Source organism: Streptomyces sp. WAC00040, from assembly GCF_056835925.1.
In genome coordinates, this window is record NZ_JAKQZE010000004.1 from 862,260 (window position 1) to 888,478 (window position 26,219).

The 26,219-nt window shown below is 70.2% G+C and carries 27 protein-coding genes, 3 pseudogenes and 1 riboswitch; of the genes and pseudogenes, 17 read left to right on the forward strand and 13 right to left on the reverse strand.

The window, feature by feature from the left end; all coding sequences use genetic code 11:
* Positions 1-38: 38 nt before the first annotated feature.
* From MDN94_RS34525 to MDN94_RS34580, 12 genes are all read left to right on the forward strand, one after another.
* Positions 39-1,040 carry a GDP-mannose 4,6-dehydratase gene (locus tag MDN94_RS34525; RefSeq protein WP_482729752.1) on the forward strand — a complete coding sequence of 334 codons (1,002 nt, stop codon included), beginning with the start codon at positions 39-41 and terminating at the stop codon, positions 1,038-1,040.
* A gap of 33 nt (positions 1,041-1,073) precedes the next feature.
* Positions 1,074-1,787, forward strand: a complete 714-nt coding sequence (locus MDN94_RS34530) for a nucleotidyltransferase family protein (protein WP_482729753.1) — start codon at positions 1,074-1,076, stop codon at positions 1,785-1,787.
* A 6-nt stretch (positions 1,788-1,793) separates the two neighbouring features.
* Positions 1,794-2,714 (forward strand): NAD-dependent epimerase/dehydratase family protein, encoded by a 921-nt coding sequence (locus tag MDN94_RS34535; RefSeq protein WP_482729754.1) that lies wholly within the window; start codon positions 1,794-1,796, stop codon positions 2,712-2,714.
* A complete protein-coding gene (locus MDN94_RS34540; RefSeq protein ID WP_482729755.1) occupies positions 2,711-3,373 on the forward strand; it encodes a spherulation-specific family 4 protein in 663 nt (220 codons plus the stop codon). Before MDN94_RS34535 ends, MDN94_RS34540 begins: the two co-directional genes overlap by 4 nt.
* Positions 3,370-4,188 carry an endo alpha-1,4 polygalactosaminidase gene (locus MDN94_RS34545; protein WP_482729756.1) on the forward strand — a complete coding sequence of 273 codons (819 nt, stop codon included), beginning with the start codon at positions 3,370-3,372 and terminating at the stop codon, positions 4,186-4,188. Before MDN94_RS34540 ends, MDN94_RS34545 begins: the two co-directional genes overlap by 4 nt.
* Before the next feature lie 247 nt (positions 4,189-4,435).
* Complete coding sequence (gene dhaK / locus MDN94_RS34550; protein WP_482729757.1) at positions 4,436-5,428, forward strand: dihydroxyacetone kinase subunit DhaK; 993 nt, start codon at positions 4,436-4,438, stop codon at positions 5,426-5,428.
* Positions 5,429-5,483: 55 nt separating this feature from the next.
* Entirely contained in the window at positions 5,484-6,110 is a 627-nt protein-coding gene (gene dhaL, locus MDN94_RS34555; protein WP_482729758.1) for a dihydroxyacetone kinase subunit DhaL, read from the forward strand.
* Entirely contained in the window at positions 6,107-6,517 is a 411-nt protein-coding gene (locus tag MDN94_RS34560; protein ID WP_482729759.1) for a PTS-dependent dihydroxyacetone kinase phosphotransferase subunit DhaM, read from the forward strand. The genes dhaL and MDN94_RS34560 overlap by 4 nt, the downstream gene beginning before the upstream one ends.
* A 94-nt stretch (positions 6,518-6,611) precedes the next feature.
* A riboswitch (cobalamin riboswitch) is annotated at positions 6,612-6,807 on the forward strand.
* A 30-nt stretch (positions 6,808-6,837) separates the two neighbouring features.
* Positions 6,838-7,527 (forward strand): energy-coupling factor ABC transporter permease, encoded by a 690-nt coding sequence (locus MDN94_RS34565; protein ID WP_482729857.1) that lies wholly within the window; start codon positions 6,838-6,840, stop codon positions 7,525-7,527.
* A complete protein-coding gene (locus tag MDN94_RS34570; RefSeq protein ID WP_482729760.1) occupies positions 7,524-7,931 on the forward strand; it encodes an energy-coupling factor ABC transporter substrate-binding protein in 408 nt (135 codons plus the stop codon). The genes MDN94_RS34565 and MDN94_RS34570 overlap by 4 nt, the downstream gene beginning before the upstream one ends.
* Before the next feature lie 3 nt (positions 7,932-7,934).
* Positions 7,935-8,684, forward strand: a complete 750-nt coding sequence (gene cbiQ, locus MDN94_RS34575; RefSeq protein WP_482729761.1) for a cobalt ECF transporter T component CbiQ — start codon at positions 7,935-7,937, stop codon at positions 8,682-8,684.
* Positions 8,681-9,559 (forward strand): energy-coupling factor ABC transporter ATP-binding protein, encoded by an 879-nt coding sequence (locus MDN94_RS34580; RefSeq protein WP_482729762.1) that lies wholly within the window; start codon positions 8,681-8,683, stop codon positions 9,557-9,559. The genes cbiQ and MDN94_RS34580 overlap by 4 nt, the downstream gene beginning before the upstream one ends.
* Before the next feature lie 151 nt (positions 9,560-9,710).
* Here MDN94_RS34580 and MDN94_RS34585 read toward each other — a convergent pair.
* From MDN94_RS34585 to MDN94_RS34595, 3 genes and pseudogenes are all read right to left on the reverse strand, one after another.
* Positions 9,711-10,216: pseudogene (locus MDN94_RS34585) on the reverse strand (chloramphenicol efflux MFS transporter); the annotation flags it as partial.
* Positions 10,217-10,397: 181 nt separating this feature from the next.
* Positions 10,398-10,802 carry a hypothetical protein gene (locus MDN94_RS34590; protein WP_482729763.1) on the reverse strand — a complete coding sequence of 135 codons (405 nt, stop codon included), beginning with the start codon at positions 10,800-10,802 and terminating at the stop codon, positions 10,398-10,400.
* 573 nt (positions 10,803-11,375) lie between these two features.
* The gene (locus tag MDN94_RS34595) at positions 11,376-12,788 is read right to left on the reverse strand and encodes an NF041680 family putative transposase (RefSeq protein ID WP_482729764.1); all 1,413 of its coding nucleotides are present in this window, start codon (positions 12,786-12,788) and stop codon (positions 11,376-11,378) included.
* A 315-nt stretch (positions 12,789-13,103) separates the two neighbouring features.
* On the opposite strand from MDN94_RS34595, the gene MDN94_RS34600 reads away from it, so the two are divergent.
* The 3 genes from MDN94_RS34600 to MDN94_RS34610 all read left to right on the forward strand — a co-directional run bounded on the left by MDN94_RS34600 (position 13,104) and on the right by MDN94_RS34610 (position 16,163).
* Complete coding sequence (locus tag MDN94_RS34600) at positions 13,104-13,442, forward strand: YciI family protein (RefSeq protein WP_482729765.1); 339 nt, start codon at positions 13,104-13,106, stop codon at positions 13,440-13,442.
* 438 nt (positions 13,443-13,880) lie between these two features.
* Entirely contained in the window at positions 13,881-14,177 is a 297-nt protein-coding gene (locus MDN94_RS34605; RefSeq protein WP_482729766.1) for an antibiotic biosynthesis monooxygenase, read from the forward strand.
* 291 nt (positions 14,178-14,468) lie between these two features.
* Positions 14,469-16,163 (forward strand): multicopper oxidase family protein, encoded by a 1,695-nt coding sequence (locus MDN94_RS34610; RefSeq protein WP_482729767.1) that lies wholly within the window; start codon positions 14,469-14,471, stop codon positions 16,161-16,163.
* A 444-nt stretch (positions 16,164-16,607) separates the two neighbouring features.
* Here the strand turns inward: MDN94_RS34610 and MDN94_RS34615 are convergent, their stop codons facing one another.
* From MDN94_RS34615 to MDN94_RS34625, 3 genes are all read right to left on the reverse strand, one after another.
* Positions 16,608-17,324: an N-acyl homoserine lactonase family protein gene (locus tag MDN94_RS34615; RefSeq protein ID WP_482729768.1), complete on the reverse strand. Its 717-nt coding sequence runs from the start codon at positions 17,322-17,324 to the stop codon at positions 16,608-16,610.
* Between the two features lie 152 nt (positions 17,325-17,476).
* Positions 17,477-17,869, reverse strand: a complete 393-nt coding sequence (locus MDN94_RS34620; RefSeq protein ID WP_482729769.1) for a VOC family protein — start codon at positions 17,867-17,869, stop codon at positions 17,477-17,479.
* Positions 17,866-18,168, reverse strand: coding sequence for an ArsR/SmtB family transcription factor (locus tag MDN94_RS34625; RefSeq protein WP_482729858.1), 303 nt, complete (start codon positions 18,166-18,168; stop codon positions 17,866-17,868). Before MDN94_RS34625 ends, MDN94_RS34620 begins: the two co-directional genes overlap by 4 nt.
* 538 nt (positions 18,169-18,706) lie before the next feature.
* Between MDN94_RS34625 and MDN94_RS34630 the strand changes: the two genes are divergently transcribed.
* Complete coding sequence (locus MDN94_RS34630) at positions 18,707-19,096, forward strand: VOC family protein (RefSeq protein WP_482729770.1); 390 nt, start codon at positions 18,707-18,709, stop codon at positions 19,094-19,096.
* A gap of 44 nt (positions 19,097-19,140) precedes the next feature.
* Here MDN94_RS34630 and MDN94_RS34635 read toward each other — a convergent pair whose 3' ends face one another.
* The 6 genes and pseudogenes from MDN94_RS34635 to MDN94_RS34660 form a co-directional block, all read right to left on the reverse strand.
* The gene (locus tag MDN94_RS34635) at positions 19,141-20,418 is read right to left on the reverse strand and encodes a wax ester/triacylglycerol synthase domain-containing protein (protein ID WP_482729771.1); all 1,278 of its coding nucleotides are present in this window, start codon (positions 20,416-20,418) and stop codon (positions 19,141-19,143) included.
* 229 nt (positions 20,419-20,647) lie between these two features.
* Entirely contained in the window at positions 20,648-20,839 is a 192-nt protein-coding gene (locus MDN94_RS34640; RefSeq protein ID WP_482729772.1) for a DUF1272 domain-containing protein, read from the reverse strand.
* 173 nt (positions 20,840-21,012) lie between these two features.
* Positions 21,013-21,211, reverse strand: a pseudogene (locus MDN94_RS34645) (ABC transporter permease); the annotation flags it as partial.
* Between the two features lie 102 nt (positions 21,212-21,313).
* Positions 21,314-21,862, reverse strand: coding sequence for a DUF1062 domain-containing protein (locus tag MDN94_RS34650; protein ID WP_482729773.1), 549 nt, complete (start codon positions 21,860-21,862; stop codon positions 21,314-21,316).
* Between the two features lie 305 nt (positions 21,863-22,167).
* The gene (locus MDN94_RS34655) at positions 22,168-23,151 is read right to left on the reverse strand and encodes a BtrH N-terminal domain-containing protein (protein WP_482729774.1); all 984 of its coding nucleotides are present in this window, start codon (positions 23,149-23,151) and stop codon (positions 22,168-22,170) included.
* Positions 23,152-23,350: 199 nt separating this feature from the next.
* Positions 23,351-24,041 (reverse strand): annotated as a pseudogene (locus MDN94_RS34660) (LLM class flavin-dependent oxidoreductase).
* A gap of 301 nt (positions 24,042-24,342) precedes the next feature.
* Here MDN94_RS34660 and MDN94_RS34665 point away from each other — a divergent pair.
* Positions 24,343-25,488, forward strand: a complete 1,146-nt coding sequence (locus MDN94_RS34665) for a carboxylate-amine ligase (RefSeq protein ID WP_482729775.1) — start codon at positions 24,343-24,345, stop codon at positions 25,486-25,488.
* 3 nt (positions 25,489-25,491) lie between these two features.
* Here the strand turns inward: MDN94_RS34665 and MDN94_RS34670 are convergent, their stop codons facing one another.
* Positions 25,492-26,052, reverse strand: a complete 561-nt coding sequence (locus tag MDN94_RS34670) for a GNAT family N-acetyltransferase (RefSeq protein WP_482729776.1) — start codon at positions 26,050-26,052, stop codon at positions 25,492-25,494.
* Positions 26,053-26,219 lie beyond the last annotated feature (167 nt).

Below are 26,219 nucleotides of genomic sequence, written 5' to 3' on the forward strand. Positions count from 1 at the left end.
CCAGCCATCCCGCCCAACCGGACGAAAGGACCCATGAGTTGACCTCCGCACCGCTCGCCGCCGTCACCGGGGCAGAAGGATTCATCGGCTCGCACCTCACGGAGGCGCTCGTCGCCTCCGGCCACCGCGTCAGAGCCATGGCCCAGTACAACTCGTTCTCCTCCTACGGATGGCTGGAGACCCTGCCGGCCGACGTCCTCGACCACGTGGAGATCGTCCTCGGCGACGTACGCGACCCCGGCTCGGTGCGCGGCCTGCTCGACGGCGCCGACTGCGCGTACCATCTCGCCGCGCTCATCGCGATCCCGTATTCCTACCAGGCGCCGCACAGTTACGTGGACACCAACGTCACCGGCACCCTCAACGTGCTGGAGGCGGTGCGCGCGCTGGGGACGCCGCGCCTGGTGCACACCTCGACCAGCGAGACGTACGGCACCGCGCAGACCGTGCCGATCACCGAGGAGCATCCCGTCAACACCCAGTCGCCGTACGCCGCTTCGAAGGCCGGCGGGGACCGGCTGGCCGACAGTTACCACGCCAGTTTCGGCACGCCCGTGGTCACACTGCGGCCCTTCAACACGTTCGGGCCGCGCCAGTCGATGCGCGCGGTGATCCCCACCGTCATCGGGCAGGTGGCGGCCGGGCAGCGCACCATCACCCTCGGCGACCTGCGCCCCACCCGGGACTTCACCTTCGTCGAGGACACGGCGCGGGCGTTCCTCGCGGTGGGCACCGCACCGGCGGAGCAGGTCGTGGGCCGCACCCTCAACGCCGGGACCGGCGGGGAGATCTCGGTGGGCGACCTGGTCGCGCTGATCGGCAAGGTCATGGACGTCCCGCTCGATGTACGTGAGGACCCCGAGCGCCTGCGGCCCGCCGGCTCCGAGGTGATGCGGCTCGTCGCGGACGCGACCCGGCTGACGGCGGCGACGGGCTGGCAGCCCCGCCACACGCTGGAGGAAGGCATCGCCCTGACCGTGAAGTGGTTCGGCGATCCGGCCAACCTGGCCCGCTACAAGACCGGCATCTACAACATCTGACCCGACCGGCTCCCACTCGCAGGAGGTACTCCCATGCACGTAGTGATCCTGGCCGGAGGAAAGGGCGTCCGGCTGCGTCCGTACACCACGGCGCTCCCCAAACCGCTCGTCCCCATCGGCGACCAGCACACCATCCTGGAGATCGTGCTGCGCCAACTGTCCACGGCCGGCTTCACCCACTGCACGATCGCCATCGGCCACCTGGGCGAGATCATCCGCGCCTACGTCGGCGACGGTTCGCAGTGGGGCATGAGCATCGACTACGCCACCGAGGAGAGCCCGCTGGGCACCATGGGCCCGCTGCTCACGCTCCGCGACCGTCTGCCGGAGAACTTCCTGGTCATGAACGGCGACGTGCTCACCGACCTCTGCTACGCCGAGGTGCTGCGCCGGCACGAGACGTCGGGCGCGCCCCTGACGATCGCCACCTACGCCCGCAAGGTGCACATCGACTTCGGTGTGCTGACCACGGATGCCAGCCGGGTCGTCGCCTTCACGGAGAAGCCCAGCATCGACTACCGGGTGTCCATGGGGGTCTACGGCGTCTCACGCGCCACCCTCGACGGCTACACACCCGGTCTGCCGCTGGGCTTCGACGAACTGGTGCTGGACCTGCTGGCCGCCGGACGGCCGCCGCACGCCTACGAGTTCGACGGCTACTGGCTGGACATCGGCCGCCCCGACGACTACGACCGTGCCAACGCGGAGTTCACAAGCCGCAAGTCGCTTCTGCTCAAGGGAGCCTGAGCACACATGCGCATCCTCGTTCTCGGCACGACCGGTTACCTGGGCGGCCACGTCGCCGAGCGACTGCGCGCCCTGCCGGGCACCCGGGTGCTCGTCGGCGGCCGCTCACCCGCCGCCGACGTCGCCGTCGACCTCGCGTCGGACAGCCCGCGGCAGCTTGCGCGGGCGCTGGCGTCGGCGGAGCCCGACGCCGTGGTCAACTGCGCGGGCGAGACGGGCGCCGACGCCGTCACCCTCGCCGAGGTGAACGCCCGCGGCCCCGCCGTGCTGTGCGCGGCGCTGCGTCACGCCGCTCCCGCGGCCCGCCTGGTGCATCTGGGGTCGGCCGCCGAGTACGGCCCCGGCACTCCCGGCCGGCGGGTGGCGGAGTCGGCGGCGACCCGCCCGGCCGGCCCGTACGGTGCGACGAAGCTGGCGGGCACGGTGGCTGTGGGCGCATCGGGCCTGGACGCGGTAGTGCTGAGGGTGGGGAACCCGGTAGGTCCGGGAGCGCCGCGGACCGGGCTGCCCGGCCGGGTCACCGCCCTGCTCGCGAACGCCGGGCGCGATCCGGACGCGACCTTGCGGCTCGGTGACCTGTCCGCCCACCGGGATTTCGTGGACGTACGCGACGTGGCCCGGGCGGCGGAGCTCGCGGCCACCACGCCTGGACCGCTGCCGCCGGTCCTCAACATAGGCGGCGGCGAGGCGGTCCCGGTGCGTGAGCTGGTGCGGACGCTGGCCGGCGTGGCCGGCTTCGGGGGGCGGATCGTCGAGGAGGGCGGCGCGGGCGGCTCCGCGCGGTCCCCGCGGGTGTCGTGGCAGTGCTCGGACATCACCGCCGCCGGCGACGCCCTCGGCTGGGGGCCGTCGTATTCCCTCGACGCATCGCTGGCGGCGCTGTGGGCGGCCGGTTCCCGCAGCGAGGAGAGGGCTTCGGCGCGGTGAGCCTGCTGATTCCCCTGTACGTCCATCCGGCCGAGGACCCGGCCGCGTGGCACCGGCTCATCACCCGGGCCGCCCGCACCTGGGCCGTCGTGCTCAACCCCGCCAGCGGGCCCGGTCACGTCCTGGATCCGGCGTTCGCCGCCGCGGCCGCCGCGCTGCGCACGGCGGGGGCCCGGCTGCTCGGCTACGTCGACACGGACTACGGCGCACGCGACCCGGCCCGTGTCGCGGCCGATGTCCGCAGGCACCAGGAGTGGTACGCCATCGACGGCTGCTTCCTGGACCAGGTGACCGCCGGGCCGCACGGGCTGCCGGCCTGCCGCCGGCTGGTGCGGTCCGTCCGCCGCCTCGGCGCGTCGACCGTCGTCCTCAACCCGGGCGTGCATCCCGCTCCCGGCTACGCGCGGCTCGCCGACCTGACCGTCACCTTCGAGGGTCACTGGTCCACCTACGTGTCGGCGTTCAACCGCCCCTCGTGGACCGCGCGACAGCCGCCCGAGCGGCTGTGCCACCTCGTCTACGGCGTGCCCGAACTGCTCGTGCCGCTCGCCGTGCGCACTGCCCGCGAGCGGGGGGCGGCCGTGTGCGGTCCCGTGACGGGAGAACCGCCCAACCCCTGGTCCCGGCTGACGCCCGCGCTGAGCGCGACGGACCGATGAGGCGGCTCCCGCCGGCCCTCGTCGCCGCTGTGGCCGTCATGGCCGCGCTGGCCGCCGTTGCCGCTCTGGCCGTATGCTCCGGCGGCCACGGCGGCGCGGCCGGCAGGCGCGCCGGCCCGGTGTGGCAGCCGCACCCGGGACTGGCCTGGCAGTGGCAGCTCGACGGCAGGGTCGACCCGTCGGTCGACGTGCCCGTCTACGACATCGACGGCTTCGAGAACACCGCCTCGGACGTCGCCGGTCTGCACCGGGACGGCCGCAAGGTGATCTGCTACGTCAACGTGGGAGCCTGGGAGGACTTCCGCCCCGACCGGCACGCCTTCCCGCGCGAGGTGCTGGGCAGGCCCAACGGATGGCACGGCGAGCGCTGGCTGGACATCCGCCAGGTGTCGGCGTTGCGGCCCGTCATGGAGCGCCGGTTCGACATGTGCCGGGACAAGGGTTTCGACGCGGTGGAACCGGATCTGGTCGAGGGCTACGGCAACGACACCGGTTTCCCGCTCACGGCGCACGACCAGCTCCGGTACAACCGCATGATCGCGGACATCGCGCACGAGCGGGGTCTGGCCGTGGGCCTCAAGAACGACCTGGCGCAGATTCCGCACCTGCTGGACGACTTCGACTTCGCGGTCAACGAGGAGTGCGCACAGTACGGCGAATGCGCGCTGCTCGAGCCTTTCATCGCGGCGGGCAAGGCGGTCTTCCACGTGGAGTACGCGGAGCGCACGGCCGATTTCTGCCCGGCGGCCCGCGGGCTGCGGCTGTCGTCGATGCTCAAGAAGCCGGAACTGGGCACCTGGCGTGAGCCCTGCTGACCAGGCGGATCCGGCGCACAGGACCAGACGCGGCCCGGTGCCGCCGCCGGCCCTGGCGCCCACGGTCTCGGTGGCCGCCGGCAGCCCGGCCGTGCCACCGCACGGCGGCGGAGCGGGCGGCACACGCGGATGTTTCCCGACGTGACCTTCGCAGCGGCAAGGTCGATACTGCCCCTGCAGGGCTCCCTCCGATACGCAGACGGCCGGCGCAGGCACCCACCCCTGCCGAGCTTCCCAGGAGATACCCATGAGGATGCTGATCAACGTTCCCGAGACCGTGGTCGCGGACGCCCTCCGCGGGATGGCTGCGGCCCACCCCGATCTGGCCGTGGACGTGGACAACCGGGTCATCGTGCGGCGTGACGCGCCCGTCGCGGGGAAGGTGGCGCTCGTCTCCGGCGGCGGCTCGGGGCACGAGCCGCTGCACGGCGGCTTCGTCGGGCACGGGATGCTCGACGGCGCCTGCCCCGGAGAGGTGTTCACCAGCCCGGTGCCGGACCAGATGGTGCGGGCCGCCGCCGCCGTCGACAGCGGCGAGGGCGTGCTGTTCATCGTGAAGAACTACACCGGTGACGTGCTGAACTTCGACATGGCGGCCGAGCTCGCGGAGGACGAGGGGGTGCGGCTCGGGAAGGTTCTCGTCAACGACGACGTCGCGGTGACCGACAGCCTGTACACCGCCGGGCGGCGCGGCACCGGGGCGACCCTGTTCGTGGAGAAGATCGCCGGGGCCGCCGCGGAGGAGCGGGCACCGCTGGAGCGGGTCGAGGCGATCGGCCGGCAGGTGAACGACTCCTCGCGCACCTTCGGCGTGGCGCTCAGCGCGTGCAGCACGCCGTCGAAGGGCGGCCCCACATTCGATCTTCCCCCTGGCGAGCTGGAGTTGGGCATCGGCATCCATGGCGAGCCGGGGCGGGAGCGGCGCCCGATGATGACCTCGCGGGAGATCGCCGACTTCGCCGTCGACGCCGTTCTGGAGGACCTGCGGCCCTCCGGCCCGGTGATCGCCCTGGTCAACGGGATGGGCGCGACGCCACTGCTGGAACTGTACGGGTTCAACGCCGAGGTCCAGCGCGTGCTGGCGGAGCGGGACGTGGCGGTGGCCCGCACCCTCGTCGGCAATTACGTGACCTCTCTCGACATGGCCGGCGCTTCGGTGACGCTCTGCCAGGTGGACGAGGAGCTGCTCAGGCTGTGGGACGCGCCGGTGCAGACTCCGGCGCTGCGATGGGGACGCTGAGAGCCTGGGGCCTCGAGATCACACCGTTCGAACCGACCGATTCCAGGGAGTGCTTGTGCTCGACGCCGAATTCTTCCGCCGTTGGCTGGCCGCGGTCGCCGTCTCGGTGGACCGGGAGGCGGACCGACTGACCGAGCTGGACTCGGCGATCGGCGACGCGGACCACGGCAGCAACCTCAAACGGGGGTTCACGGCCGTCGCAGCGGTGCTGGAGAAGGAGCCCCCGGCGACACCGGGCGCCGTGCTGATGCTCGCCGGACGGCAGCTGGTGTCGACGGTCGGCGGGGCGTCGGGCCCGCTGTACGGGACGCTGCTGCGGCGCACCGGCAAAGCGCTGGGTGACGACGCCCAGGTGACACCGGGGCAGCTCGCCGAAGCACTGCGGGCCGGCGTCGCCGCGGTGGCCCAGCTCGGCGGGGCGAAGGCCGGTGACAAGACGATGCTGGACGCTCTCGAGCCGGCGGTGGCGGCGCTCGGCGACAGCACGCAGTCGTTCGCGGCGGCCCGCGAGGCTGCGGAGCAAGGAGCTTCGGACACCGTGCCGTTGCAGGCGCGCAAGGGCAGGGCGAGCTATCTCGGTGAACGGAGCATCGGCCACCAGGACCCGGGCGCCACGTCGTCGGCGCTGCTGCTAGCGGCGCTCGCCGAGACGGCGGACCCGGCGGAGGGGGCGGCCGGATGAGCGACGGCAAGCAGGTCGGCATCGTGCTGGTCTCGCACAGCAGGGAGGTCGCCACCGCGGTCGCCGAAATGGCGAAAGGGCTCGCGGGCGGCGGCGGTACGGCCCCGGTGGCGGCCGCGGGCGGCACACCCGACGGGGGCCTCGGCACCAGCTCCGAACTGATCACGGCCGCGGCGGAGCAGGTCGACGGCGGCGCGGGCGTCGCCGTCCTCGTCGACCTGGGCAGCGCCGTCCTGACGGTCAAGGCGCTGCTGGCCGAGGGTGACGAACTTCCCGCCGGTACCCGCCTGGTGGACGCGCCGTTCGTGGAGGGCGCTGTCGCGGCGGTGGTGACGGCCTCCGCCGGTGCCGACCTGGACGCGGTGGAGGCCGCGGCGTCGGAGGCGTACGGCTACCGCAAGCAGTGACGGACGGGCGGCGCGGCGGCGGGTGTGGCGAACGGCTCACCCCGCCGCCGGCCGGTGCGCCCGTGCGCGGCTTGTGATGTCACTGGTCGGAGCATTACTGTCACGGGGCCTTGGTGTTCGGGAAACCGGTGCGGTACCGGTGCGGCCCTCGCCACTGTGATCGGGAAGTCCGGCTCCACCCCCTCACGGGGAGCCACTGGGTCACCGCGTGTACGCGCGGTGCCCGGGAAGGCGGAGTCCGGGCGGCATGACCCGTCAGCCAGGAGACCGGCCAAGGTGCGTTGTCCATCCACGAGGTGCTGGAGAGGGTCTCCCACATCATGCATATAGCCGAGGGGTATCTGCCCCCGCTGCACGCGGTCGCCTGGGGCGCCGCGTCCGCCCCGTTCGTCGTCCACGGCGTACGCGCCCTGAAACGCGAGGTCAAGTCCCATCCCGAGTCGACGCTGCTGCTCGGCGCGTCCGGAGCGTTCACGTTCGTCCTGTCGGCACTGAAGATCCCGTCGGTTACGGGCAGCTGCTCGCACCCGACCGGCACGGGCCTCGGGGCCATTCTGTTCCGACCGCCGATCATGGCGGTGCTCGGCACCATCACGCTGCTGTTCCAGGCCCTGTTGCTGGCCCATGGCGGACTCACAACGCTGGGCGCCAACGTCTTCTCCCTGGCGGTCGTCGGGCCGTGGGCGGGGTACGGGGTGTACCGGCTGCTGCGCCGCTTCGACGTGCCGCTGATGGTGAGCGTGTTCTTCGGCGCGTTCGTCGCCGACCTGTCCACGTACTGCGTCACCAGTGTGCAGTTGGCGCTCGCCTTCCCCGACCCGGGCAGTGGCATCCCCGGCGCGCTGGCCAAGTTCGGCGGCATCTTCGCCGTCACGCAGCTTCCACTGGCGGTGAGCGAGGGACTGCTCACCGTACTGGTGATGCGGCTGCTCAGCCGGTCCAGCAAGGGTGAACTGACCAGGCTCGGTGTGCTGGTCACGGGTGCGAAGAAGGAGGCGTCGGCCCGATGAGCCGTAACGCGAGGATCAACACCCTGCTGCTGCTGGCCGTCGCGGCGCTGGCCGTGCTGCCGCTCGTCCTGGGGCTCGGGGACCACAAGGAGGAGCCGTTCACCGGCGCCGACGGCGAGGCGGAGGCGGCTATCACGGAACTCGAGCCGGACTACGAGCCGTGGTTCACCCCCCTGTACGAACCGCCGTCCGGCGAGATCGAGTCGGCGCTGTTCTCCCTCCAGGCGGCCCTCGGCGCGGGCGTCCTGGCGTACTACTTCGGGCTGCGCAAGGGCCGCCGGCAGGGCGAGGAGCGGGCGGCGGCCGAGCGGGCCGCGAGCAGGACGCCGGACGGCGCGGCACCCGCCCCGTCGGTCCCCGGCTCGCGGAGCGAGGGCCCGGACCCCGCGACGACGGCGCCCTAGCGGATGTTGCCGATCGACGCGGCGGCGCACAGCAGTCGCTGGCGCCGCCGCCACCCCTGCGAAAAGGCCGTCCTCGGCCTCGGTCTGACCGTCACGGCCGTCTGTCTGCCGCCCTGGCCGGGTGCCGTCCTCGTCGCCGCCGCGACGGTTGTGATCCTGCTCGGACCGGCCGGTGTGGCACCGCGCCAACTGTGGCGGGCGTTCCGCATCCCGCTCGGGTTCTGTGTCACCGGAGCCGTACCGCTGTTGTTCGCGGTGGGCGGTCCGGACGGCATGGTGGCCTTCGCGCCCGGCGGGCCCGGGGACGCGGCGCGGTTGCTGCTGCGCACCTCCGCCGCGTCGCTGGGTGTGCTGCTGTTCGCGTTCACGACACCCGTGTCGGACGTGCTCCCGCGGCTGGTGCGCGCCGGCGTGCCACCGGCCGTGGTGGACGTGGCGCTCGTGATGTACCGGATCAGCTTCCTGCTGCTGGACGCCGTGTCCAACATCCGCCAGGCGCAGGCCGCCCGTCTCGGCCATACGAGCAGGGCGGCCGCCTGGCGGTCGCTGGCCGGCCTCGGCGCGACCGCTTTCGTGCGCGCCTTCGACCGGGCCGGCCGGCTGCAGGCCGGGCTCGCGGGCCGCGGATACGACGGCACGCTGCGGGTGCTGGTACCGCGGGCAGCGGTGTCGCGACCGTTCCTCGCCATGGTCGCCGCGCTGCTGTCCGGGATCGTCGCCCTCACTCTCGTGCTCGAAAGGTGTCTGCCATGAACCACTCCCCCGCGGGCCCCGCCGTCGTGGAGCTCGTCGACGCGGGTTACGCGTACGAGGACGGGCCCTCCGTGCTCAGCGGCGTCGATCTCGGTCTCCCGGAGGGCCGTTCCACGGCGCTGCTGGGTCGCAACGGCAGCGGCAAGACGACCCTGCTGCGGCTGCTGAGCGGCGGCTTGCGGCCCGCGACGGGCCGACTGCGCCTGCACGGTGAGCCGGTGGCCTACGACCGGGCCGGTCTGACCCGGCTCCGTACGACGGTGCAGCTGGTGGTGCAGGACCCGGACGACCAGCTCTTCGCGGCGTCGGTCGAGCAGGACGTGTCGTTCGGCCCGATGAACCTCGGCCTCACCGAGGACGAGGTACGGGCCCGGGTGGACGAGGCGCTGGCCGCGATGGACATCGCGGCGCTGCGGGACCGGCCCACGCATCTCCTCTCGTACGGTCAGCGCAAGCGGGCCGCGATCGCCGGCGCCGTGGCGATGCGGCCGAGGGTGCTCATCCTGGACGAACCGACCGCCGGACTCGACCCGCACGGCCAGGAGCGGCTGCTCGAGGTCCTCGGCCGGCTGCGCAGCTCCGGGACGACGGTCGTGATGGCGACGCACGACGTGGACCTGGCGCTGCGCTGGGCCGACGACGCGGCCGTACTCTCGCCGGACGGCCTGCGCACCGGTCCGGTCGGTGAACTCCTCTCCGATCAGCCCCTGTTGGACTCGGCACGGCTGCGCAGACCGTGGGGCACGGCGGTCGCGGAGGTGCTCCGCGCCCATGGGCTGCTGGGCCCCTCCGACGAGGGACCCAGCACGCCCGAGGCCCTGGCGGCGTGGAGCCGGGGTGCCACGACGCCGGGGCACGGCGGGGTGCAGGTCTGATCCGGGCGTGATGCGGAGGTCCGGAAGCTGCCACCCGCCGACACTCACGGGGCGTTCGCGGGTGTCAGTGGAGCACCTCGCTGCCGCGGCCGGCTGCGATCGCACGACGCAGGGGGATCGCGACCAGCAGCGCGACCAGGACGGGGAGTCAGCTCGCCCACAGCGGCCCGAGGTCCCCGGCCGTGGTGCCGAGGGTGGTCGCGGCGACGACGGGGCCGGCGGCAGCACCGGCGTCGAGTGCGGCGGTCGCGCAGGAGCCGGCCATGGGTGGGGGCTCCCGCGGCCTCGTACAGGACCCGCGTGATCAGCGTGCTGCCCAGAGCGAACGACAGCGTGCCCTGGACGAACATGAGGGTGAACAGAGCGACCGGCCTGTCGGCCAGCGCGGCCAGGGCCGGCCAGCCGGTGAGGAGCAACGGAACGCCGATCGCGACGACACGGCCGGGGTCGGTCGGACAGCCGTCCGGCGACGGTGACCCCGGCGAACGCGCCGGCACCGAAAACGCGAAGGCGGTGCGCGAGCCGCCGAGGTCCAGCAGGGCGAGGAGAAGAGCATCAGGGCGACGGAGATCCACAGCTTTCCCAGCCCGGCCGTGTCGGTGACGACGGGGGCGGGGAGGTGAAGCTCAGATAGGTCACCGTTGCCACCGGCATCCCACCCGCCGTCACTCTGACGGGTGGCAACCGCAGACGTCACCCAGCTCGTCCCACTGCTCCAGGCAATGGCGCCCGTGCGGGGCAAGCGCGGCCGGCCCCGGCACCGCCCCGACATCGTGCTCGGCGACCGCGGCTACGACCACAACAGGTACCGCCGCCTTGTCCGCGCTGGCGACACCTGTCACAGCCGACCCGAACCCTCGCCCTCCTGCAGTAGCCATTCCCTGACCGAAGGAGCCTGGTCCAGGGCCCGGCTGACCTGCATGCCTTCTTCGCGCGAGGTCACCCGGGGCAGCGGGGTGAAGTCGTCCGGAAGCACGTCCAGCCAGCTCACCACGTGCTCTCCCGCTCGTAGAGTGATCAACACCTCGCACCGCAGATGACGCGGGACATCCGGGCGGTGGGACAGGCTGTTCCACAGGGCCGGCCACAGGTAGTGGGTGCCGTCGGGCGCCGCGTTCGTTTGCACCCACACCGGGTCCAGTCGCGCGTTCAGGCGGAGGTCATACGCTCGCTCCTCCAGCCTGAACAGCCAGGCCGAATCGATGACTTTCACCTCGCGAGGCAGTGGCTGATCGGAGTGCATCGCCCCATGCTGCCTGACAGGGCCCCGCGATGAGGAGCCGACCCAGAGAGTCATTCCGTCAGGAGTTCTCAGCCGTTGCCAGAAGCGTTGCACGATGGCCGTTGCCTTTTCAGGGGCACGATCAGCTTGTCGTTTAACCTCGTCCCCGTTGGGGGTGGGATGGAGCAGGCCGTTTTCGAATCCGTTGGGTACTCCTCGATGTGTCAGGACTGTGGTGCGGAGCTGGAGTGCTGCGGTGTCCAGGCCCTCGTGGACGGCCGCTTGCGGTGGGATGTCGAGTCAACGTGTTCCGCCTGTGGATTCGCGGTCGCCGTGTGTGGTGGGGACCTGCCGAGCGAACGACGGGATCAGATGCTGTCCGAGCATGGGCCGGCGAGGCTGCAGGTGGTCAGTCCGTCGGCGAACAATGTCGTGATCATGCGGGTGCTGCGAGTTGAACTTGGCATTGACCTGGTCAACGCGAAGGCTGTGCTGCGCCACGTGCTGAGCGGTGACTACTCAGGGACCCTTCCTGAGACGGAACTGCTGGCCCGGAAGTTGCGGGCATCTGGCATCGCTGCCGTAGCTACTCGGTCATAGGCGTCTCATCCGGCAGCGTGGTGCGGATGCGCCTGGGCTTGGTGCCCTTCTTGTGGTGGGCGGGGCGACTGAAGGCCTCTCCGGTGGCGAGGACGCGGCCCACGTCGTGGCGGATGGCCGTGCGGCGGTTCTTCGAGCCCGCTGGCCTCCCGGGGCCCGACCGCGCGGGTTTCGGTGCACCAGCCGGTGAGCCGGCCTTCGTGCGCAGGTTTCTGAACCCCTGCGGACCCGGGCGGGCGTGAGTTTGTTCGGCTCTGCCGGCTTCTCCCAGGGCCTGCGGAGGTCGGCGGCCAAGGGGCGGGCAAGCCGCAGCTGGGCATGGGTTGCGATCACCAGCCACGTCCACCGGTCGGCCGCCTCCGAGCTAGGCAGCCGCGCCTTGGTCCACCCGAGCCTCTGCTTGAACAGGCGAAACTTGTGCTCCAGGTCGAAGCGGCGGAGGATGGACTGCCAGCAGCGGTCGACGTCTGTGGACGTGGCGCCGGTGCCGGACCACCACAGCCAGACCGGCTTGTTCACCCCGCCGCTGGGCAGCTTCTCCACGGTCAGCCGGTTGACGGTGCCCTTGATGATGGGCAGCGGTCCGTCGTGCTCGAGCCCGGCCGCCCGGCGGGTCAGCCTCGGGTGCAGCCGGTCCCAGGCCTGCGCGGTGGCCTTCCCATAGAGGCGTGTGTCGGTGACGGTGACGGCCTGCTCGGTGTGCCAGGTGGCCGGGTCACCGAAGATGAACTCGCCGCCGTGCTTGGGCGGTCGGCCACCCTTCGGGTCGTAGACCCGTGGCGGCGTCGACCGACGCATGACGCGGTCGGAGCGGAGCCGGCCGAGGATCTGCACAGGCAGGTCGCCCAGTAGGTGGGCGAGGCGGGGTGCGTCGTATCCGGCGTCCAGCTCAACCCGGACCTCGGGGTCGCCCGGCTTCCATTGGCCGGCGGCAACGAGGCGCTCGACGACCTCACGGATCTGGACCGTGGTCACTGCGGCGACGTCTGCGCCGGGCCCCAGGCGGACCGCATCCAGCACTGCCGTCCAGGAGGTCCGGCCGGTCTCTAGCGCGGCCACGATCGAGTACGGCCAGCCCGGGACCATCTGATGTTTGCCCTCACCACGGCCGAAGGTGTGGCAGAAGGACCGGTCCGGAGAGGTGTTAGCCTCCGGCCGCAGCCACGGCGACACGTCCGCGGCCAGCACGATCCGACCGTCCACGGTCCGGGGCAACGGCAGAGAGGCCAGCGCGCGTCGCAACCGGGCAACATCGATACGCCCCTCGTTGACGCCCCCGTAGAGGGCACCATGCCCGCGACGGTGTTCCGGCGCGAGCGCCAGGTCGACCAGTGTCCGCACCGGCCCGTCCGTGCGCAGCAACGCGTCGGTGAGGCCGAACAGCGCGTCGCTCCTCGTGTCAGACACGCGTACAACTCCGTCCGGAGGCGTGATACTTCCACGAACGCATCCCGCAGGACACCCTGATCCCCACACTCATAACCACGGCCTTCGTACTGTTTCCTCTGTCTCTGTGACGGAGCAAAGGATCAGACGAAGGCCGCTCTCATGTCCTGTGAACAGCGGAAACACTGATCAAGTTCGACCCGCGTTCGACGTCGCAGGTTAAACGACAAGATCAGCGCCTGTTTCGGAAGCCGGTGAAAGTGCCGGTTCTCAGGGGTGGCGTTCCTCATATGGTGAGGGCCGCCCGAAACGGGCCGACGACCACGGGAGCCTTGTATGACGCGGTATCTGATCTCGTTCGATGACGGTGCGATGACCTTCCCGGAGGAGGAGTTGCCCCACGTGGCCGAGGCCTCGCGGGAGGTGGTGCGTGAGGCTCAGGACGCCGGTGTATGGGTCTTCGGTGGTGGATTGGAAAGGCAGCAGGCGAGCGTCGTGTTCACTGACGGGACCGTCACCGATGGCCCGTACCCGGAGACCAAGGCAGTGCTCGGCGGGTTCTCGATCATCGATGTGCCCTCACGTGAGGCGGCGCTGGAGTGGGCTGCCAAGATCGCTGCTGCGTGCCGCTGCGCGCAAGAGGTCCGGGAGATCATGCCCGACCCGACCGTCTGATCGAGGACGACGTGCTGCGGCCGGGGCCCGGTTCTCGTCTGCGTCTTCTGCGGCAGTGATCTGCGGAGCGTGGAACGTGGATCCCGCCGCGTGACGGTCGCGTGTCCAGTTTCGATGCACGTCCTGGTGCACCTGATCAACTCTCGTGCCAAGCGGTCGAATCATTCGGCTCCGCGGCCGCGCGAAGTCCGGGGCCGAGGACGGCGAGGGCCCGTTGCGCGCCACGTGGCCCGACCGCTCCCGTCCAAGGCGCCGCGGCTTGGCGTCGGGTCGATCGACGGCGGAGCAAGCCTGTCGTCCGCCACAGGTGAGGGCACCGTCGCGAGGCCGAACACTCTCCGGCGCAGAAACGGGCCCCAGCCGGACCTCACAACCAATCATCGAGGCAGCCGGTCAAATCACTTTCGTCCGGTCTGCTTGTGTGCCACTCTTCTGGCCGTGATCGTCAGGGTGAGTGAGGCACACGTACGTCCTGAACGCTTCGAAGCATTCCGCGACATGGTCGTCTCCGCCGTGAGGGAGTTCCCCGGCCGATACGCGGGGCTGGTGGACCACGAGGTGCTGCTCGCGCCGCCCGGCTCACTGCTGTACGTCAGCCGCTGGCGCGGCGAAGAAGACTTGGTCGGATACGCAGGCGAGAACTGGCGTGACCAGGCCGTGGTCCTGCCGGGCGAGGACGAGTATCTGGTTGCACCGCTCCAGGTGCGGCACTTCACGCTCGCGTCTCTGAGCTGACTTCTCCCGCCGGGACTTCGGCTGTCGGCACCTGCGCACAGCGGCGCAGAGCTCGCAGGCGCTCGCCCGCGGCCCTCGTCGGTGATGCCACGGGCGTGAGCCGATCTGCCGTCCATGGTGCGACGCGCGGTCACACAGGGATTCCCGGCGGCACCACAGAGAGGACATATGCGGACTTACAGCATGTTTTCGGCGTGATGCTCCATGCTGGTTCGTGCCGCGTCAGGCCCCGCCCGGGGCACCGTCCCTCTCGGCCGGGGCGGGACCCGCGGATCCGACCCACGGAGGACCATGTACCGCCAGGATCACACCCGTCCCGCCTGTCCGACCCGGCGCGCCGTGCTCGGCGCCGGGATCGCACTGGCGGGATCCGCGCTGTCCACTGCCTGCTCGGGGAGCGGCGCGGACCACGCAGGCGGCGCCGGACGGGAGGCCGCGGCCCGTGGCGCCGAAGGATCCGCCGTCGCGGACGGCAAGAAGCTCCGGCCCACATGGACACCCAGCCCCGAAGGCAAGCTCCGCGGCCTCACCTTCACGGCCACACCGGCCACGGTCGGGATCGGCGGCGGACGCACCGTCAGGACCTCGACGTACAACGGCGAACTGCCGGGCAAGGAGGTCCGGGTCACCGCCGGCGACACACTCGAGCTGACGCTCGCCAACCATCTGCCCGAAGCCACCACGGTGCACTGGCACGGGATCGCCCTGCGCAACGACATGGACGGCGTACCCGAGCTGACGCAGCCGCCCATCAAGCCGGGCGGCTCGTTCACCTACCGCTTCCGGACGCCGCACCCCGGCACGTACTGGTTCCACCCGCATATGGGCCTGCAGATCGACCGCGGGATGTACGCACCGCTGATCGTGGACGACCCCAACGAGCCTCTCGCCTACGACGCGGAGTGGATCGTCATGCTGGACGACTGGATCGACGGGATCGACGGCTCAAGCCCGGAGGACGTCTTCGACCAGCTCCGCAAGGGCAAGCCCGCCATGGGACACGGCTCCCCGCACGGGCGTGGGGGCGGCCACGGATCCGGGGCCGCACCGTCGAGGCCCTCAGGGGGAATCGCGGCCGGGTACGGTCCGCCGGCGGCCCGCGCGCCGGAGCGGGACGACGCGTCACCCGCTCGGAAGAGGAAGGGACCCGGCCGTCTGATGACGGGCGCCGAGAGCCCGTTGCTCGGCGGTCACGCCGGCGATGTCGCCTACCCGCACTACCTGATCAACGGGCGCACACCCGACGACCCGTCCCAGTTCAGGGCCAGAGCGGGCGACCGGATCCGGCTGCGCATCATCAACGCCGGCGCCGAGACACCGTTCCGTGTGGCACTCGGCGGTCACCGCATGACGATCACCCACAGCGACGGCTTCCCCGTGCGCCACCACCGGACCGACTCCCTGCTCCTCGGGATGGGCGAACGGTACGACGTACTCATCACCGCGAAGGACGGCGTCTTCCCGCTCACCGCGCTCGCCGAAGGCAAGAAGGGCGCTGCCATGGCCGTCCTGCGCACGGCAGGAGGCGCACTGCCCAGCCCCGCCGCCCGCCCCGCCGAACTGCGGCGCGACGTTCTGCCCTCGGCGCGCAGGCTCCGGCCCCACGAATCCGTCGAGCTCGGCCGGCGCAGACCCGACCGGATCGTCAAAATCACCTTCACCGGCGGCATCAAGGACTACGACTGGGGCAGCGACCACCTCCCCTACTCACCCGACCGCGTCCACCACATCGAAAGCGGCGAACGCGTACGCCTCGTCGTCATCAACGCGACCGACATGTGGCACCCCGTCCATCTCCACGGCCACACGTACGCCCTCGCCGGCATCGACTCCCTGGGGGCCCGCAAGGACACGGCCACCGTCCTGCCCCACAACAAACTGGTCCTCGACTTCGACGCCGACAATCCCGGTCTGTGGATGCTCCACTGCCACAACATCTACCACTCGGAATCCGGCATGATGACCACCTTGACCTACCGTCCGTGACCGGCCCGCCGGCGCCGGCTGCCGTGTCCGGCGTCCGAGGAGGGCCGGGGCCGGGCATCGGGCGGGCCCCGGACCGGAAGCCCTGATCGGAGGCGCCCGCACCCGGGCGATCGACGCCACCGGCCACCTCGCGGAGGCAGACGAGGCGGTTGGTGCCGCGGCCTGATCGCGGCGCAATGCCCCGGAGGGGAATCGGTCGACACCGCCCACGGCCCCGGAAGCACCCATGCCCACATTTCCCGACGACCTTGGGACGATCGCCGACGAAGCCCTCGCCAGCATTGCCGGCGACCAGGATGGACCGGCCTCGAACCCGGTCGACGCGGAGCCCTGGAAGCAACGGCAAGTGATGCTCACCCGACGGCGCGCAGTGCTTGCCCCACCGCCGCCCAGCGGGCACGGGTGACCTGTGGAACGGAGAACCGGCGGGTCAAAATCGCTCGGTCAGGTCCAGGAGTTGCTGTGCGAGGGTTCCCAGATCGAGCAGTCGTGGGCGAAGAGCACACGCCGCGGGTCGAACTCCGCGAGCCGGTCCAACCAAGGCTCGTAGTCGGGCAGTGGCTGCTCAACGCCGTGAAGGGCGGCCCGGCGGGCCAGGTGGTCGGACGCGAACCGGGATGCGAAGTCGTGCGCCTGGCCGGCGAGGATCACCGTGCCGTCGCCCTGTCGGAGGACCAGCGACTGATGTCCTGGGGTGTGCCCGGGGGTCGGGACGATCCAGACGCCCGGCCTGATCTCGACCTCACCGGAGAGTTCCTCGTAGGTCACGCCGGGGAAGTCGACAAGCTCGTCAACCGTGTAGTCGCCCCGGCGGGCGGTGGCCAGCTCGACGTCCTGCACCAGGATCGGCTTGCCGCGGAGGAGAGGATTCCCGCCGCAGTGGTCGAAGTGCAGGTGGCAGTTCACTACCAGAGAGATGTCGCCGAGGGTGACTCCTGCTCCCGCCAGCGCCTCTTCCAGCGGACGCCGCCGGGGCCGGTAGTGCGCTTCGGTCCCGGAGTCGGCGCTGCCGATGCCGGTGTCGAAGAGGATCAGTCCTTGGTCGTGCTGCACCAGATAGGCGAGCACGGGCTCAACTCGCGGTTGCGGCCCGCCTGTTTCCGAAGCCGGTCGGACGAAGTAGCCCAGGTCGAGTCGGCGCACTGCCGTGTTCATCCCCATACGGCCACTCTGACAGTCCGCGACGTACTGTCCAGCCGGTCTGCCGACAGCAGAACCGCGACCGCGACGCGTGGCGCGACGGCGCGGGTGATGCGCCGCCGGGCGGCGCAGCGCCGGTCGCCGCGGCGGCCGAGCTGCGCACACGGCCACGGCTACTGCGGCTTGGTCGCGATCTGGATCAGGTTGCCGCAGGTGTCGTCGAAGACCGCGGTGGTGACGGGGCCCATCTCCAGGGGCTCCTGGGTGAAGCGGACACCGAGGTCGCGCAGGCGCTGGTACTCCGCGTTCACGTCATCGACGGCGAACTGGGCGAGTGGGATGCCGTCCTCGACGAGCGTGTCGCGGTAGGTCTTGACGGCCGGGTGGCCGGCGGGCTCCAGGAGGAGTTCGGTGCCGTCGGGCTCGTCGGGCGAGACGACGGTCAGCCACCGGTCCTCCCCGCCCACGGGGACGTCGTGCTTCTTCACGAAGCCGAGGATCTCGGTGTAGAAGCGTTCGGCCTTGGCCTGGTCGTCGACGAAGACGCTGGTCAGATGGATCTTCATGGGGTGCTCTCTTCCGGTCCGGGCGTGTCCGACACGAGCCATCGCTCGGCGATCTGCCGCAGCGGGGCCGTGTTCAGGTCGTGGAACTTGTAGCGGCCCTCCCGCCTGGTCCCGACGAGCCCGGCGGCCTCCAGCACGGCGAGGTGCTGGGAGACCGCCTGCCGCGAGATGCCGAGCTGGTGCTTCATGCTCAGGCGGGAGCAGATCTCGAACAGTGTCTGTCCGGATTTCTCCGCCAGCTCGTCGAGGATGGTACGGCGGGTGGGGTCGGCCAAAGCTTTGAAGATGTCGTCGGCCACAACCACAGCATAGGCAAGCAGCCACTTGCCTATCAAGTCGAAACCCGCCGTGAACCGTGGCGGCCCAGGTCCGGGCGTGCCCTGGTCCCGCACGCCGAAGGCACCCTCGTGCCGCTGCCGGGCGGCCTCGATGCGGACCCGCTCGGTCAGTGCACCCGGTCGTCGCGAACGCTGTGCCGGATCGTCGCCGACGGCGACACCTCCGCGGGTGCGCGCACGCATGGGGACCGGGTGCCGCGGTCGAATGCGTGGTCTCGCGGGCGGATCCGTCGGACGTGGACGGGCGAGCACTCCACGGTTTCGATGATGTCCGGAGCTTCCTGGGCCTCTGGTGAGGCCGACCCCCACAGCGCCCGCCGGCCGGCCCGCCTTGGCTCGGGAGGCGGGCCGATATTGAAGGATCCACGCCCCTCCGGGCACGCTCGGCAGGGGCGCGTGGGACCGCCCGGTCGTGCGTACCCATCGGCAACGGCAACACCTCCGCAGCGACTAGCGTGGCCTTCGGCGAACCCGTTACCCGACCGGGAGGTCCTGACACATGGCCAGTAAGTTGACCGAGCTTGCCATCGACTGTGCCGATCCCAGAGGTCTCGCCCTCTTCTGGTGCTCCGTCCTCGACTACGAGGTGCAGGACGAAGACGACGAGATCGTCACCATCGGCCCCCCTGTGGCGCCTGAACGCATGAATCAACTGGGTCCGGTGCCGCCGGTGTTGACCTTCGCACAGGTACCCGAGGGAAAGATCGTCAAGAACAGGCTGCACATCGACGTCAACCCGACCGACAGGGAGCAGGACGAAGAGGTCCGCCGACTGCTCGCCTTGGGGGCCCGGCACGCCGACGTGGGCCAAACGGGTGATGAGAGCTGGGTCACCCTTGTCGACCCGGAGGGGAACGAGTTCTGCGTCCTTGCGAGCCGCCGCCACTGACCCGAGGCGCCACACCCCGCGCCTGGACCTCGCCCGCGTGGGTGCTATCCGATCGCGGCCCGCCGCAGCTCGGCGATCGAGCCGCTGATCGCGTCGGCCAGCCCGGCGATCCCGGGCAGCGCTTCAGGATCGGTGCAGATCCCCACGCCGACCGTCCCCGCGTAGGAGATCGCCGAGACCCGAAGCGCATGGCGCTGCGCCGGTTCGGCGACCGAGTGGAGCCTCTCAACCGGTCGGGCGGCCACCGCGAGCGCCGCGCGCGGGCCGGGCACGTTGGAGATGGCGAGGCTGAACTCGTGGGGGCCGGCGGCGATGCGTTCGACCGCGCGCTCGAGCGGCGGGCAGCGGGCGAGCGCGTGGAAGAGGTCGTAGAGCTCCTGTGCGTCGCCCGCCGCCTTGCGGGCGGCGGTCCCGGCGCTGATCCGATCGAGGCGGGCCAGCGGATCGGCCTCGGCGAGTGGCAGGTCGACGTTCAGGAACGAGTCGCGGTTGCCGAGTTCGGCCGGCCCCTCGTCGCGACGGTGGAGGCTGACCGGCACTTGGGCCCGCAGCCTGCCGACGCGCTCGCCGGCGGCCGCCAGCCAGGCGCGCAAGCCGCCGGAGACGGAGGCGAGCAGGACGTCGTTGACCGTGGCCCGGCGGGGTCGCGAGGCACCGATCGCCTTCAGCTCGACGAGCGGCGCGGTGGCGAACGCGAGCTCGCGGGTCGTGCCGATCCTGCGGTCGAGCACCGAACCTCCCGCCCGGTGTCCGAGCTCGCGCAGGAGCGTTGCCGGAAGCCGGCGCAGTTCGTGGCCGCGCGAACCGGCCGCCGCGGGGAGGGGGGCACCCCCACGAGGGGGTGACGCCACGTCGCCCGACGGCTCCCACATGACTTCGTCGAGGAAGCGCAGGCAGCTGATCCCGTCGGCCATCGCGTGGTGGATGCGGGCGACGACCGCCTCGCGGCCGTCGGCGAGCGGACCGAGGACGTCGAACGCCCACAGCGGGCGACGGTGGTCGAGGCGTTCGGCCATCAGCTCGCCCGCCACGGCCCAGGCGCCCCGCTCGTCGATGCCGGCGGTGCCGTCGCGGCGGCGGACATGAGCGGCGATGTCGAACTCGTCGTCGGTGACCCAGTGGGCCTCGGGGAGCGCCACCCGCTCGCGGCCGCGTGATCCGGCCCGGAGCCTCGCGTCGACGCCTTCACGAAATCGATCGAGGTCGAGCGGAACATGGCTCGGCTCGAGCACGATCATCTTCAGCGTATGACCGGCGATCGCCGCCGACTCGAGCGCAAGGAGCCGGGCGTCGTCGGCACTGAGTCGATTCGATCCGTCCACGCGCCGACCCTACGCCGCAGCGCGTCCATCGGTCTGGATTGCGGCGCTCGGCGGGGGCGGGCGATCACTCGACAGCACGAGACTCCCCCACGACGACGAGCCGGGAGGAAGCAGTCAAGAACGAGCGTCGCGGCGAGGTCGACGCGACTGTGATCGCCTGCAAAGGCGGCGATCGGAGTAGCTCCTTGCAGGAGATCGGCTTGGGCATGCGAGGCCGACCGAGCCCTTCCTATGTGGCAGGGGTGCCGCGGCGGGGGCGTGCCACGAGTTCGCCGCGGCAGTTGGGGCAGGTGTCCTGCATGCTGCGGCTGCAACAGACGCAGAACGTGCACTCGTACGAGCAGATGCGGGCGGCGGACGAGTCCGGCGGCAGCATCGTGCTTTCGCACCGTTCGCAGCGGTCGCGCATCTCCAGAGCCATGGCTTTCCTAACTGTTCGGGAACCCAGTGCCCAAGGGGGCACGAGGAACTCGATTCTCCGCACGGGGATCTTGGCGTGCCAGCGTCATGAGGGACAACCCCGCACAGGATCCGGCCGCCGCTGCCCCGCCCGGGCCCGGCATCCGGCGTGCCTCGGCGCCCGCTCCGGCTCGGCACGGTGCTGCCGACAGTCATCAGCAGGAGGCCCGGCACGAGGTCTGGGCGATGTACGCCGAGCGGTCGGCGCCACCGATGCCGGCGCTCATCACGTCGCCGAAGATGTAGACGAAGAGCAGCAGAATCATCGGCGTGAGCAGCAGATTCAGGGTAAGGGACGGGCAGCGGCGCCGTGCGGGAGGTTGCGGAGCAGCATGGTGCTCGTGTCGCGTGCTGCAAGGGACCGAAGTCGCCAACGTCTTCGCACCAGGGCCTGTCCGGCTGAAATCGCCGGACAGGCCCTGGTGCTGAGCAGGGCTCAGCGCTTGAGCGTGAAGGTGAAGTCGCCGGAGAGCTTGCCGCTCAGCCGGACCGCGGCAACGAGCTTCCCGTCCTTGATCAGTCTCTCGACCTCGGCCCGCGAAAGACCACAGCCTTCAGCGATCAGTCGCACCGGCCGTACAGGGATCCGCGCCGCGAAGCGGACCGCGACGTCGATCACCTCGCAGTCCAGGTGATCCCACCCGCCGGTGTCGAGGCGCCAGGCGTTGTCCCAGTCGAGGGCGATGCGATTACGGCGCCGCATGAACGGATCCTGGAGCAGCTCGGCTGCCAGGCCAGGGTCGTTGTCATGCAGCCGGTCCAGCAGCTCAGGCCGGACGGAGCGTACGTTCATCCGCTCCAGGACGGTCAGTTTGGAAGTTTCCCCGCATCCGGTACAGAGCGCGAGGAGCCAGGCGTCGATGAGCTTGTGGTTTGCGTTGACGCGAAATTTACCGGTCGTCCTGAAGCGCTCGGACGCGCACGCGTGGCAGCGGCGGAGAACGAGCGGCAGGCAGGTGGGCATGACCACCCAGTTGTTGAGCACAGAGGTACACCGTTTCCAGTGAGAAGTCCGCAGCAAAAAGGAGCGCGGCGCAGATGCGCGACGCGCGACAAATCAGCTCTCGGGAGGTCTCACACGGTGTACAACGGCACATCCTTGTTCGGGCGACTCGGTCCGACAGCACGGTAGTGGCGCACAACGGCGTTGCTCCACCGGTTTTTTGACGTCTCAACGCCAGGTGCCGGCCAACGGGGTCACGGACGCACCCGGAGCCGGTCGCGGCGACGGCGCGCGGCGCCGGCCTCGTACCGGCTCCGGCTTCGCACCAGGACGCGCCGGACAGGCCCCTAGAGCATGCTGAGCGCCCGCATCGCATCGTGCTCGATGCGCGAGAGCTCGTGGAGGATTGCGCCGGCCTGCACGAGGTTCTCCGCGTCGCCGGCTTCGCCTGCTGCCGTTACGAGCGCGGCCACCTGTGTCCAGAGGGCAGCGGCCTCGGTGTACAGGCTGTGGCCGGTGCGCAGAAGGCCGCTGTCGATCAGGTGGGCACACTCGGCGAGGAAGTCCCGGTAGAGATTGCGGAACAGGGCGCCGCCGGTGCCTGCCCTCTCCATGAGGACGGCAGCGCGTGGCAGATCCTCCTGCGGATTGTCACTGCGCTCCAGCCACTTCGTCACGTGCTTGGCGGTCTTCTCGATGCCCCGGTGGCCCAGGTTCGCGATGGGCGGGTTCAGGAAGGCGTCGGCGCAGGACTTGATCGCGGGGACGATCCGGTCCTGCGGGGGCGTCAGGCTGCCGGCCGCTGTGACGGTGAAGGAGCGGTGCTTGGCAGTCATGGGGCCGCGCTCGGCCCGGGCCCTGGCCAGGGCGTCGAGACTGGTGGAGACGGCTCCGCCCTGCGGGGCGGTGTCAACCAGGTAGGCATCCTCCTCGTCGTAGCCGTACATGGCCACGACGTGCCCGCCGAAGTGCACCTTGGTGCTGAAGTAGTCCAGGTGGTAGCTGTCCAGCTGAAGGCCGACCGGCCGACCGGCGTCGATGGGCGCCGTCACGTTCCGCCACGCCTTGCGCGGGGAGGTCGTCTCCTCGACGAGCAGCTCGAGACCGAGTACGGCGGCGAGGTTCCTGGTGAGTTCGAACGGCTTCACCCGGCCTCCCACGAAGGGAAAGTCCATGCCTTTGCTGTCCCAGTAGATGAAGGACAGCCCGGAGCCGAGCCCGAACAGCATGGGCTCGGACAGGTCGATTCCCTCGTGCCGCAGAAGAACGCCCAGCGCCGTCGTCTCACAGTGCTGCATGCCGCGGAGATCGATGTCTTTCACCATGGTCATGTCGCTCATTCTCCTGGGCAGGTCGGACCCATGCGCCGGTTTCCCCAACCACCGTGGGAACCTCTGTCCCTGCCGAAGCGGGCGAGCGACGATTCGACGGGCATCAGGCTTCCCGGCCCACGCAGCGAAGCGCCCCGCACAGCTCGTACGATTCCGCTCCTGGCCGAGGACGGTGGCCAGGACCAGTGAGCGGACAGGGTCAGACGAACGCCGGCATGATCCGCTCACTGATCAGGCGCGGCTGCGTGTTCACATCCGCCGCGTCCGTGAGGTCGCGGCCCGTGAACGACTTCACCAGCGCGCGGTCCGTGATCGCGCAGATCATGTGGTTCACACCGCTGGGCGCGATGTCCCGCCGAATTCTTCTCCAGGCACTCCTCGGGCGTCCCCGACAGGGACAGCCGCTCGGCGACCTCGGCGACGTCAGCTCGATGCCACGGGCCAGGTCACCCGCGGCGATCGCGTCGCTCACCGGCTTCAGCTCCGCCGGGTCCACGCCGTTGCGGCGCAACTGCTCCTCCGGCATGGAGGAGGCGTAGATGCCCACCATGCTGCGTGCGTGCGGCGGGCCCAGTCGATGCGGTACTGGGCGAGGAGGCCGAAGTTGCCGCCGGACAGGACGCCTTCGGCGCGTCCGTCGGTCAGTTCGTCCAGTGTTGAGAGGGCCTGCGCGATCAGCGTCGGCTCGCGCAGCGTCAGCGGGGAGACGCTCGGGCCGAGCCGGATACGGCTGGTCTGCCCGGCCGCGGCGGCGAACAGGAGCCAGAGGTCCTTGTGCCAGGTCTCTCGGCGGCGTAACAGGCGTGGAAGCCGAGTGCATCGGCGAGCCGGATGGACACCAGTGACCCGGTGAGCGGGTGGTCGGGGAGCATGGCGTAGCTGAACTTCACGGGCGCCACCTTCCGATGGAGGCGAGAGCGGCGTCCTGGACATGTTTGTGCTCGACCGCTCTCGATCATGTGAGCCAGTGCGACAACTGTCCCGATACTCCATGGCATGTTGGACAATTACGCCGGAAGCAATCGCGCCACGCGTGTGGCGTTCGCACGCGTCCCCTGCTCCTCGAAGAGTGCCGCTGGAGCGAGTGAACGCCTGATCCCGAGCCCGGGCCGGTGTGTCCGGGATCCCCCGCACAATCAGCTGCTGTGCATGGCTCAATTGCGCTGTTGCCTCCACCGGTAGAGTAGAGGGATGCTGACAATTGGGGTCGAAGAAGAGTTCTTCGTTGTTGATCCTGTGGGACGAGACCTTGCCCCTGACGGTCTTCCCGATTTTTCACCGCAGCAGAACCGATCACACGAAGACAGTGGAATTCAGGGGTTCGATCACGAGTTTCAGTCAGCCGTAGTGGAGAGCCGGACCGGGGTCTGTGAAAGTCTGGGAAAACTGCGCACCGAGTTGAACGAACTGCGATGCACATTGACCCGGGCAGCATCGCATCACGGGCTGGCCGTCCTATCCTCCGGGACCATGCCGCTTGCCGACTGGCGTACTGCTCGTATCGTAGACAAGCCTCGTTACAAGGAAATCTCCGAGCACTATCGCGAGGTGGTGCAAAGGCGGATCACCTGCGGCTGTCACGTCCACATCGGCATCGAGGACCGGGACCTTGCCGTCCAGGTGCTGAATCGGGTCCGGCCGTGGCTGTCGGTCCTGCTCGCCCTCTCGGCCAGTTCGCCGTTCTACGAGCGAGCCGATACGGGCTATCACAGTTCTCGAAGTCTGCTTTGGGGAGGATTTCCGGTGGCGGGCTCTCCTGTGCTCCACGAATCCTACGAAGAGTACATGGCAACAGTTCAGCGGCTTGTCGAAACAGGGGCGATCCTCGACGAAGGCAACGTGTATTGGGACGCCCGCCTGGGTGTCAGATACAAGACGCTGGAGTTCCGGATAGCAGATGCCTGCACCACTGTCGACGAGACCGTCCTGCAGGCGGGATTGTGCCGGGCGTTGGTTCTCACGTGCATCGAGGAAACAAAACGCGGTCAGCCGCTGCCTTCTCTGCATCCCGAGTTGCTGCGTGCCGCGACATGGCGGGCGGCACGCAGTGGGCTCGAAGGCAAGCTGGTCGACGCGACCCGAGGGGAGAGCGTGCCGTCGACGGTGCTGCTGACGCGACTGCTCGAATACCTGCGTGACGCCCTCGAGGAATCGGGCGACTGGGATGAAGTGGTGGCGCTCCTGGAAAACGCGCAGCGCCATGGAACGTCGGCCCGTCGCCAGTACGAGGTGCTGAATCGCACCAGGCAACTGGCAGACGTCGTCGACGCGTTGCTCAGCGAAACGAAATCTGGAGCCGGACCTGTGCCGGAGTGTAACGACCAGTACGGCAGTTGACGGCTACCGGCGCTGCGCCCAGCCGGTCCGGGTGAGGTCGTACTCGACCTCACCGTGCTCGGACCCTTCGATCGCTTCGGACCAGTCCCCGGTGAAGTGCCGCAGGAAGGTCAGGCCTGCCTTGTCCATCACCCGACGGGACCGGGTGTTGACCGCCATGGTGTTCGCGGTGACTCGCTCCACCCCGAGGTCGGTGAACCCCTTGCTGATCAGGGCCCGCGCTCCTTCTGTGGCATACCCCTTGCCCCAGGCGGCCTTGCTCAGCCGGTAGCCGAGCTCGACCACGGCGGCGCTGTGCTCGTCCAGCGGCCGGAACTCGAACCAGCCCAGGAAGACTCCAGTGGTCTTCTCCTCAGCGGCCCAGTAGCCGCGGGTGCCGAAGCACCGGTAGTCGTACATGAGCCGCGGCAGGGTTCGCGTCCGGATCGTCTCGCGGCTTGTCGGCTTGCCGCCGGTGATGAAGCGCACGACCTCGGGGTCGTTGTCCAGTGCGAAGAGGTGGTCGGCGTCATCGTCGGTGAACGGGCGCAGCACGAGCCGTTCGGTCTCCAGGAAGACATGCATGTCGCGATCTTCGCCACCGGCCACAGGGTCCGCCACCGGATTTCGCAGCGGGCCGGCGGGCGACCGTCCGAGCAGCCCGCATCGGGGCGTTCGACGAGCCGACCGCGTTCGAAGCGTGCGCCGGCGCGGACGGGGGCGACGGGAGTGGCGTGCGTGCGCAGCCTGCC